This window comes from Brachybacterium timonense (assembly GCF_900258505.1).
In the GTDB taxonomy this organism is placed as follows: Bacteria; Actinomycetota; Actinomycetes; order Actinomycetales; family Dermabacteraceae; genus Brachybacterium; species Brachybacterium timonense.
The window spans coordinates 837442-847610 of the sequence record NZ_LT984895.1; the positions used below are offsets into that span (position 1 = coordinate 837442).

7 protein-coding genes are annotated in these 10169 nt (G+C 69.2%); 3 read left to right on the plus strand and 4 right to left on the minus strand.

Annotation, left to right across the window (positions count from 1 at the left end; all coding sequences use genetic code 11):
• Positions 1-393: 393 nt before the first annotated feature.
• The 3 genes from C8271_RS03590 to pta form a co-directional block, all read right to left on the minus strand.
• Complete coding sequence (locus C8271_RS03590; RefSeq protein ID WP_106506146.1) at positions 394-990, minus strand: hypothetical protein; 597 nt, start codon at positions 988-990, stop codon at positions 394-396.
• 350 nt (positions 991-1340) lie between these two features.
• On the minus strand, positions 1341-2564 hold the full coding sequence (locus tag C8271_RS03595; RefSeq protein WP_106506147.1) for an acetate/propionate family kinase: 1224 nt from the start codon (positions 2562-2564) through the stop codon (positions 1341-1343).
• Positions 2565-2681: 117 nt separating this feature from the next.
• Entirely contained in the window at positions 2682-4781 is a 2100-nt protein-coding gene (gene pta / locus C8271_RS03600) for a phosphate acetyltransferase (RefSeq protein WP_245920850.1), read from the minus strand.
• Between the two features lie 145 nt (positions 4782-4926).
• Here pta and C8271_RS03605 point away from each other — a divergent pair, with 145 nt between their 5' ends.
• The 3 genes from C8271_RS03605 (at position 4927) to guaA (ending at position 8230) form a co-directional block, all read left to right on the plus strand.
• Entirely contained in the window at positions 4927-5889 is a 963-nt protein-coding gene (locus C8271_RS03605; protein ID WP_106506149.1) for an SURF1 family protein, read from the plus strand.
• 4 nt (positions 5890-5893) lie between these two features.
• Positions 5894-6298, plus strand: a complete 405-nt coding sequence (locus tag C8271_RS03610) for a DUF3817 domain-containing protein (RefSeq protein ID WP_106506150.1) — start codon at positions 5894-5896, stop codon at positions 6296-6298.
• Between the two features lie 234 nt (positions 6299-6532).
• Entirely contained in the window at positions 6533-8230 is a 1698-nt protein-coding gene (gene guaA / locus C8271_RS03615) for a glutamine-hydrolyzing GMP synthase (RefSeq protein WP_106506151.1), read from the plus strand.
• A gap of 362 nt (positions 8231-8592) precedes the next feature.
• On the opposite strand, the gene C8271_RS03620 is transcribed toward guaA, so the two are convergent.
• Complete coding sequence (locus tag C8271_RS03620; RefSeq protein WP_106506152.1) at positions 8593-9894, minus strand: acyltransferase family protein; 1302 nt, start codon at positions 9892-9894, stop codon at positions 8593-8595.
• Positions 9895-10169: the final 275 nt, after the last annotated feature.

The window sequence follows — 10169 nt, forward strand, 5'->3', positions numbered from 1 at the left end:
AGACTGCGTGGTGAGTGTTTGTTTTAAAGGCGGGAGCGGCAACGGAGATCTACAGGGGGGGGTGCGTCGGCGGCGTCAGATGGGTATAGGAGACGGAGGGGGGCGGGAGCGGGGCGGTGCTCCGCCTGTGGCGGGAGCGGGGCGGTGCTCCGCCTGTGGCGGGAGCGGGGTGGTGCTCCGCCTGAGGCGGGAGCGGGGCGGTGCTCCGCCTGAGGCGGGAGCGGGGTAGTGCTCCGCCTGTCGCCTGTGAGGACACGGATATGGCGCGTTTGCGCATCGAATCCGTGAGTTCGGGATAGGAGCGGGTGGCGTCGCGTCGGGCGGTGTCGTACCGGGCGGGGTGGCGTTGCGTCGGACGACAAGGGTGCCAGTGCCGCCGGGCGCGGGCGGGGATCAGGAGCGGATGCGCGCGATGATGCCCCAGATCAACAGCACGAAGGCCAAGAAGCCCAGCACGATCGGGATCACCAGGCCGATGCCGCCGGTGATCAGCACACCCCAAACACCGGTCGAGGCATAGATCACGGAGGATGCGCCCTCGCAGGTCACCGTGGCGGTGCCATCAGAGACTGCGCTGATCTCGAGGACACTGGCATAAGCCGTCCCCTCGTAGTCCATCTCCGTCGGCTCATCGGGCTTATCGACACTCGCATCCGAGGCGGACACCTGAGCGTCGCATGTCACCGATCCCGCCTCGTCGGCGGGCGCAAAGACAATGACCATGTCGCCACTGTCCATGGAGATGGATCCGTTGTCCGGCAGCGGCTGCAGATCGGCAAGACCGATCGCGGCGATAATGCCGCCCAAGAACAGGCCCGCGATCGGCATCAGCACCAGGCCGAGCCCGTTCGCAATGATCCCCAGGATGCCGAAGATGATGCGTTTCATCCCGCGCTTCTTGCGCGGCGGCGGCACATAGGCGGGGGCGTATCCGGGTGCACCGTATCCGCCCTGCGGCGCGTAGCCGCCTCCGGGGTATCCCTGGCTCATCTGCTCCGTCCCTTCGTGGATCCGTTACCGAACGCGAGGTGGCGCGTTTGTGGCACAGGGCAACGGTACGGCATGAGACGGCGCGTCGCGCCCGCGCTGGCCCGCGCTGCGCGAGCGGGGGCGCACGCACCAAGCGGGCTGACATCCTCTGGCTGTGGCGCCTGCGCAGCGCGATCGGGGGTGCAGGCAGCGAGCAGGCTGACGTCCTCGCGCCCGCGCTGGCCCGCGCTGCGCGAGTGGGGGCGCAGGCACCGAGCAGGCTGATGTCCTCGCGCCCCGACGCCCCTGCTCGGGCCGAGCGGGGACGCAAGGACGGGCAGGCTGACGTCCTCGCGCCGCCCCGACCCGGCTCAGAGCGAGCGGGCCACCTCGTCGGCCTGACGGGCGATCGCAAGCTCCTCGTCGGTCGGAACCACCAGGATCTTCACGCGAGAGCCCGGGGCCGACAGGTCTCGGATGCCCTTGGCACGCACGCGGTTCTTCTCCACATCCAGCTCAATGCCGAACGCTTCCAAGCCTGCCAGAGCAGCCTCACGTACCTCAGCCGAGTTCTCACCAATGCCGGCCGTGAACGTAATGACGTCGAGACCGCCCAGCACGAACGCGTACGAGCCGATGTACTTGCGCAGACGGTGCGCGTACACGTCCATGGCGGTCTTGGCGACCTCGTCACCGGCCGCGATCGCCGCGGCGATATCGCGGAAGTCGCTCATGCCGCACAGGCCCTTCATACCCGAGCGCTTGTTCAGCAGCGTGTCGACCTCGGCGGGGCTCAGGCCCGACTGCCGGTTCAGATGCACGTACACCGACGGGTCGATGTCACCGGAACGCGTTCCCATGACCAGGCCCTCCAGCGGGGTCAGGCCCATGGAGGTGTCCAGTGGGCGGCCAGCCCGCACCGCGGAGGCCGACGCACCATTGCCCAGGTGCAGCACGATCTGCTTCAGGTCGCTGACGTCCTGGCCTTGCTCGGCCAGGTGCGCGCTGACCGTCTCGGACACGTACCGGTGGCTCGTACCGTGCGCCCCGTAACGACGAATGTCGTAGCGCTCGGCGAAGTCACGCGGCACCGCGTAGGTGTACGCCTCCGCGGGCAGCTGCGCGAAGAACGCCGTGTCGAACACGGCCACATGCGGAACGTCCGGCAGCAGGGTGCGGGCACCGTTGATGCCGTCGACTGCCGCGTAGTTGTGTAGTGGAGCGAGCCGCCCCAGATCATGGATGCTGTCCCGCACCTCGTCGGTCACCAGCGTGGGACTGTCAAACAGTGCACCGCCCTGCACAACGCGGTGGCCGACGGCGCTGATCCGACCGTCGGTCAGCGAGATACCCACATCAGCGAACAGGTTCTCCACGATCCGCATCGCCTCGACATGGTCCGGAACCGCACCGGTGAAGTGCGACTCCTTCTCACCGGCGCTGATGCGGGCGGCGCCGTGGTCCAAGCCGATCCGCTCCACGATGCCTGAGGCATCCACGGTGCCGTCGCCCGGGGCGAGCAGCTGGAACTTCAGGGACGAGGAACCGGAGTTGATGACGAGGACGCGATCCTGCGTCGGTGCGGTGTCGCTCATGGGGTCTCTCCTGGGTCGAGGGTCATGCGGATGCTCGTCGGCCGCTGGCTGTGTCGGGCGGTCTGAGCGTGGTCGAAGTCCGTGGGGCCGACGGCCTGAAGACTCGGTCGGGGTCGGTCAGGATGCGGGCGCAGCGGGCGTGACCTGGGGTGAGTCCGCCTGCGCCTGAATCGCTGTGATCACCACGGTGTTGATGATGTCGTCCACCAATGCGCCGCGGGACAGGTCGTTGACCGGCTTGTTCAGACCCTGCAGCACCGGACCGATCGCAATCGCCCCAGCGGAGCGCTGCACTGCCTTGTACGTGTTGTTGCCGGTGTTCAGATCCGGGAACACGAACACGGTGGCACGGCCAGCCACAGCGGAGTCCGGCAGCTTCGTCTTCGCCACCGATGCATCCACCGCGGCGTCGTACTGGATCGGGCCCTCAACATCGAGCTCGGGATGAGCGGCGCGCACCAGCTCGGTGGCTTCGCGCACCTTGTCCACGTCAGCGCCCGTGCCGGACGTGCCGGTGGAGTACGACAGCATCGCCACGCGCGGCTGCACACCGAACTGCTCGGCCGTGGCCGCGGACTGCGCGGCGATGTCCGCGAGCTGTTCGGCTGTCGGATCCGGGTTCACGGCGCAGTCGCCGTACACCAGCACTCGATCCTGCAGCGCCATGAGGAACACAGAGGAGACGATCTTCGCACCCGGCTTCGTCTTGATGATCTCGAAGGACGGGCGGATCGTGTGGGCGGTGGAGTGCGCGGCACCGGAGACCATGCCGTCGGCCTCACCCATGTGCACCATCATCGTGCCGAAGTAGGAGACGTCCTGCACCTTCTCGCGGGCCTGCTCGAGGGTGACACCCTTCTTCGCGCGCAGGCGGGCGTACTCCTCCGCGTACTTCTCCACCAGCTCCGGGTCGCGCGGGGAGACCACGCGCGCCTCAGAAATGTCGAGGCCGAGCTGCGAGGCCTGGGCCCGCACGGCAGTTTCTTCACCAAGGATGATCAGGTCCGCGACACCACGGTTGAGGATCGCCTCCGCGGCGGCCAGGATTCGCGGGTCGTCGCCCTCCGGCAGCACGATCCGCTTCTTCTCTCCACGAGCACGAGCCAGCAGGTCGAACTCGAACATCCGCGGGGTGACCACCGAGCTGCGGGTCACCGCGAGGGTCTCCAGCAGCTTGTCGGTGGGCAGGCTCTCCGCGACCGCGCGGCGTGCCGCATCCAGCTTCTGGGGGCTGTCGGCGGTGAGGTGGCCTCGCGCCCGGGATACCTTCACCGCCGTGTCGAAGGTGGAGGCGTCGGTGGTGATGACCGGCAGATCCTGCTGGATACCGGCCACCAGGCGCTGGATCTCCTCAGGGATCTGGTAGCCGCCGGTGAGGATCAGCGCCGACATCGACGGGAAAGTACCGGATTGCTGCGCCAGGAAGATCCCGGGCAGGATGTCGGAGCGGTCGCCGGGGGCGACCACGGTGCAGCTCTCACTGAGACGGTTCAGCACGTTCGGGAGTGACATGGCTGCGACCACGGTGCCGAGGGCCACGCGGCTGAGCCGCTCGGGGTTGCCCTGTAGGACGGTGCCGTCGATCGCGGTGCGGACGTCCTCGACGGTGGGCGCCATGATGACCGGGCTCTCCGGGATCGCGGCGACGGACACCTCGGGCAGACGCTCCTCGACAGCGGCGCGGACGGCGTCAGCCTGGCCTTCGGCGACGCGGTTCACGATCACGGCGACGGGCGCGGCGTGATGCGAGCTGAACTCGCCGGTCGAGACGGAGGCCAGGGCCGCGATCTGATCGGGGGTGCGGTCCATGCCGGAGAGCACAAGCACCACATTGGCACCGAGATTCGCGGCGACGTCGGCGTTGAATGCGAGCTCGGTGGGGTTGGCAAGGTCGTCGTAGTCGGAGCCGAGCACCACGAGGACGCTGTATTTCTCGGCGAGCTCGCGGTGGCGGCGCAGGATTATCTCCTGGGCGGCGTCCGGATCGGTCAGCACCAGACCAGAGTCCACGCCGATCGCATCCTCATAGGACTGGTCGACGGCGGGGTGGCTGATCAGGAGTTCGACGGAGCGGTCGTGGGAGTCGGTCGCCTTGACCACGGGGCGGAAGACGCCGACGCGGTCGGACTGTGAGGCGAGGGCTTCGAGGAGTCCGAAAGCCACCATCGACTTCCCTGTGAACCCCTCCGGGCTGGCGATGTAGACACTCTGTGACACGCTCCCCAGAATAGGGGCCGACACGCGCTGTGCGGAGAGGTTTGCCGACACCGGCGCGGATCGCGGGGTGATCCGGCCGACGGTTCGGGACGGAGGTCCTGGGGGTGAGGGGCACTGTCCCAGGCGTGAACCGTACGATGCCCCCATGCTTCGCACCGCCCTCCGTCCCCGCTTCCTGGGGCTGCTCGCCCTCATGGTGGCGGCGACTGTGGTGTGCGGGTGGCTCGCGTCGTGGCAGTGGGATCGTGCCCACCGGGCGATCACCACACAGGCTGCCGAGCCGCAGCATCTCGGGCGGATCCAGGACGTCACCGGTGTGGGCGCTGCCGTCACCAACGACGTGGCGGGTCAGGTCGTCGACGCGACGGGCACGTATGCCCCCGAGGAACAGGTGCTCGTGACCGACCGCCGGATCGACGGGACGGATGCCGTGATCGTGGTGACCGCTCTGCACGTGCGTCTCGACGACGGCACGGATGCGCGTGTACCCGTCGCGCGCGGTTGGCTGCCCGCGGGAGATGTTCGGGCGGCCGACGGGACGATTGATCGTGCGGCGATCCCGGCGGCGCCCACGGGTGTGGTGACGGTCAGCGGGCTGCTCGAGGCCAGTGAAGCCGCCAGCGGCGGAATCGAGGACGGCATCGCCCCGCAGATCGCCACACCGATGCTGGTCAACGCCTGGGGAAGCCCCATGTTCGCCGGATATGTTGCCGTGACGGACCCCGCCGATGGGTTGCGTCCGATGCCCGCGGCGAGTTCAGCCTTCAGCCAGGGGCTCAACTGGCAGAACGTCGGCTACGCCGCGCAGTGGATCCTGTTCGGCGGCTTCTTCCTGTACCTGTGGTGGCGGTCCGTGCGCACCGCTTACCTGGATGAGCTCGCTGAGCGTCGCAGCGCGCTTCGGGCACGGCTTGGCGCCGGCGGTGACGCCGGGTCGAGGGATGGTGCCGGTGGCGATGCGAATGCGCGAGCCCCCGCGTCTGGTGGTCGTGCTGGCGCGCCCCAGACCTCTGCGCCCGTCGGCGCGCCGCAACCTTCTGCGCCCGTCGGCGCGCCCCAGACTTCTGCGCCCGTCGGCGCTTCTCAATCCCCTGATCGTGAGGACTGAACACATGGCCCAGAACCGCCCGCTCGACGAGGTCGCCGTGCGCACCTCCTTCGCCCGCTTCCGCGTCGGCTCCATCGTGGAAGGCATCGCGCTGCTGATCCTCGTCGGCATCATGATCATGCGCTACGTGGTGTACGGCGGTGATGGCGCCTTCACGTCCACCTCGCCGTTTTGGGAGTCGGTCTCGAGCACGTGGTCGCCGATCCACGGGCTGATCTACATGATCTACGTGGTGCTCGCCTTCGACCTGTGGATCCGCATGCGCTGGGGCATCGGCCGCATGCTGCTGCTGATGTTCTTCGGCGTGATCCCTGTGCTGTCGTTCTTCGGTGAGCGGTGGACGCATGTGAAGGTCAACAACGACCTGGCCCGTCGGCCCACCCTGCAGGACGCAGAGAGCCAGGCCTGACCGGGGCGGCCGGGACACGCCGTTGCGGCACCCGGTGCGGGATCAGTTGCGGCTGACACGCTCCGCCGCGGGATCAGCTGCGGGGCGGTGGCCGCTACTTGTGGACGGGCCGGGTACGGAGCGGTGGCCCGCTGTGAGCGAGCCGGTCCGTCGCGGGCTTCGTGATGAGCCCCATGCGGGGCTCACCGCCATACCCGAACCAGGCCGACGCGTCGGCCCAGTAGACTCAGCCGGGTGAGCGACACACAGCAGCGACCCGTTCTCGTCGTCGACTTCGGCGCCCAGTACGCCCAGCTCATCGCGCGGCGCGTGCGCGAGGCCCACGTGTACTCGGAGATCGTGCCCCACTCGATGCCCGTCGAGCAGATGCTCGCGAAGGAACCGGTGGCCGTGATCCTTTCCGGCGGCCCCTCCAGCGTGTACGCCGACGGCGCCCCGCGGCTCGACCCGGCACTGCTCCAGGCTGGCGTGCCTGTGCTGGGCCTGTGCTACGGCTTCCAAGCGATGGCCGCGGCGCTCGACGGCACCGTTGCTGCCACCGGTGTGCGCGAGTACGGCGCCACGCGTCTGTCAAGCGTCGAAGGTGACAGCGTTCTGCTAGCAGGGCAGGACCTCGAGCAGAACGTGTGGATGAGTCACGGCGATGCGGTGTCGCAGGCGCCCGCGGGGTTCGACGTGATCGCGACGTCCCCCGCGAGCCCCGTTGCCGCCTTCGAGGATCGCGAGCGTCGCCTGTTCGGTGTGCAGTGGCATCCGGAGGTGGGCCACTCCGATCGCGGCCAGGAGGTGCTGGAGAACTTCCTGCACCGTGGCGCGGGGATCGAGCCCACCTGGACCACCGGCAACGTGATCGACGAGCAGGTCGAGCGGGTGCGCGCCCAGATTGGCGACGGTACCGCGATCTGTGCGCTCTCCGGCGGTGTGGACTCCGCCGTGGCCGCGGCGCTCGTACAGCGCGCCATCGGTGATCGCCTCACCTGTGTGTACGTGGACCATGGCCTGATGAGGCAGGACGAGTCGGCCCAGATCCAGGAGGCATTCGGCCGCTCCTCGGGCGGCGCCCGTCTGGTGATGGTGGACGCGTCCGAGCAGTTCCTGGCTGCGCTTGACGGCGTGACCGACCCCGAGACGAAGCGCAAGATCATCGGCCGCGAGTTCATCCGCACCTTCGAGCGAGCCCAGGCCGACATCCTGCGTGAGCAGGGCGTGATCGCGGGCGGCGCGGATGCGGGGGTGACTCCGGCAAGCACGAACGCGGCCGACGGGGGTGCGGGGGCGACCGATAGCGGTGCGCAGGCCAGTGCCACCGACGGGGCTGCCACATCCCGCGCCGCCGAGCCCAAGGCCTTCCTGCTCCAGGGCACTCTCTACCCGGACGTGGTCGAGTCCGGTGGCGGCGAGGGCGCGGCCAACATCAAGAGCCACCACAACGTCGGCGGCCTACCGGAAGACCTGTCCTTCGAACTCGTCGAACCTCTGCGCACCCTGTTCAAGGACGAGGTGCGCGCCGTCGGCTCCGAGCTGGGCCTGCCCGACGAGATCGTCTGGCGCCAGCCCTTCCCCGGGCCCGGCTTGGGCATCCGCATCATCGGCGCAGTGAACCGTGAGCGGTTGGACATCCTGCGCCGGGCCGACGCGATCGCCCGCGCCGAGCTCACCGCCGCTGGCCTGGACCACGACATCTGGCAGTGCCCCGTTGTGCTCCTGGCCGACGTGCGCTCTGTGGGCGTGCAGGGCGATGGCCGTACCTACGGCCACCCCATCGTGCTGCGGCCCGTGACCAGCGACGACGCCATGACCGCCGATTGGGCGAAGGTCCCCTACGACGTGCTCAGCCGCATCTCCACTCGGATCACCAACGAAGTGGCCGAAGTGAACCGTGTGGTGCTCGACGTAACCAGCAAGCCGCCGGGCACCATCGAGTGGGAGTGAGCCCGGGCACGCGTGCGAACGCTGAGCGGTCGTGAGCGGGGGCTGGGCGTGACGGGACCTCGTGTCCTGCGGGCCCCGTGCCCCGTCGGTTGCCCGACGCCCGCGTGCGCTTGGGGTGCCTGGCGCCCGCGTGTGTGGGGTGCCTGGCGCCCGCGTGCGCTTGGGGTGCCTGGCGCCCGCATGTGCTTGGGGTGCCGGCGCCCGCGTGGCCTTCGGCTCCCCCGACGCCCGCGTCCACGCGTGAGCTTCCCGTCCCGCCATCGCTCCCACCATGCTCGGGCGCGGCCCGGAGCCCAGCGGTACTGGAGCGTGGCGTCACCCTCCGCCAGAGCCGCGGCCACACGCTCCAGTACCGTTTCTCCTCAGGCCCCGCCGCGACCGGGCGCGAACAGGCCGGCCGCCACCGGGCCCAGCGCCACAAGCCCGACGGCGACCCACGACAGCAGGCTGGAGCCGACGACGCCGACGTTCGCGATCAGCCCGAGCCCGGCGATGACCGCGACGGCCGCCACGACGGGACGCCATGCCGCCGGGGCCGGGCGCTCGTCGGCCGCGACATCCTCGAAGCGTCCGTAGACGAGCACGAGCACGCCCGTGACACCGAGCAGGACGAGCCACCACAGCGGCCGGGTAGCCCACCAGGTGCCGGCCAGGGGCGTCGGCAGCACGGCTGGCCAGACGACGAGCAGAAGGTGCGCCACAGCAACCATCGCCGTGAGGTGCCACAGGAACCAGGTCATGATCCGTTTGTTCACCAGCACGGTCACCAGCCACAGGAGCTTGTTCGCCAGTGCCCGTCGCAGTGCCGGTTCGAGGCTCAGCACCACGGCGGCCTGCATCATCCCGAGGAACGCCATGGTGACGCGGGACGGGTTGGAGTTGGAGATCGCGTCGGTGTGGGCGGTGATCATCGATACCGGATACGGGCCGAGCCCCACGAGTAGGACGAGCCCCACCGCACCGATCACGAACAGGATGATTCGGGAGCGCCAGGCAGCTAGACGCCCGTCGAGCCAGGCGTAACCGACCTGGTGGAAGCTCGCCCACACGAGCAGATAGTTCGGATAGCCGAGCAGCACCGAGTCCGTGCTGATCGAGACCACGTCCACGAAACCGGCGAGCACCACACCGCCGGCGATCGAGAACCAGCCGAAACGTTCCCACAGCACCAGGCAGCCAGGCGCCACGACGATCACCATGAGGTACGCGGCGAGGAACCAGGTGGGGATCAGCGCCATGCCGGAGGCGAGCTTCATCGTCGCGGCGTCGGCCCCGAGCCCCCAGGCGGCGACGGCGATCGCGAGCCAGGTGAGCAGCACCGGGATGAGGGGTCCGGTCAGGCGTCGGACACGGGCCCGCAGCCAGAAGCCGTAGCTGTGGCCCTTGCGGCGCGCGGAGCGCCACGAGAGACCGTTGGAGAAGCCGCCCACCAGGAAGAAGATCGGCATGATCTGGAAAACCCAGGTCAGCGGATGTGTCCAGGCAGCGCGGTCGAGAACGCCGTGCGGCTGGATGCCATGCTCGGGGTGGACGGCGACGAGCGTCCAGTGGCCGATCACGACGACGGTGATCGCCGCGGCGCGCAGGAAGTCGACGACCCGGTTGCGGGTTGCGGGGGTCTTCTCGTCGATGGTGTGCGCGAGCGCAGTGATGCGTGAGGTCATGGACGGCCTTCCGGGCAGCTGAAATGCTCAGGTCACTGTACGGCCGGAAGGAAGCGCAGGCTCCGAGAACGCGCGGCTGAGGGCAGGCTTCAACGGAAGCGTCGGGCATCGCGGCCGACGGGGCTCGGCGAGGGGCGGCTGGGCAGGGGGGGTCAGGCCGCCCCCAGCCGGGACCGTGGGGAGGCGGGGAGCGCGACCGGGCACACGAGGGGTGCGGCTAAGAACAGGACACCGCCCAGCAAGGGGCGCAGGCCCGCGGCCCCGGCGTGGGCGGC

Excerpts from the sequence above, each read along its gene's own strand:
- C8271_RS03590 (WP_106506146.1), bottom strand. The coding sequence starts at position 990 with ATGAGCCAGGGATACCCCGGAGGCGGCTACGCGCCGCAGGGCGGATAC.
- C8271_RS03595 (WP_106506147.1), bottom strand. The coding sequence starts at position 2,564 with ATGAGCGACACCGCACCGACGCAGGATCGCGTCCTCGTCATCAACTCC.
- C8271_RS03605 (WP_106506149.1), top strand. The coding sequence starts at position 4,927 with ATGCTTCGCACCGCCCTCCGTCCCCGCTTCCTGGGGCTGCTCGCCCTC.
- C8271_RS03610 (WP_106506150.1), top strand. The coding sequence starts at position 5,894 with ATGGCCCAGAACCGCCCGCTCGACGAGGTCGCCGTGCGCACCTCCTTC.
- C8271_RS03620 (WP_106506152.1), bottom strand. The coding sequence starts at position 9,894 with ATGACCTCACGCATCACTGCGCTCGCGCACACCATCGACGAGAAGACC.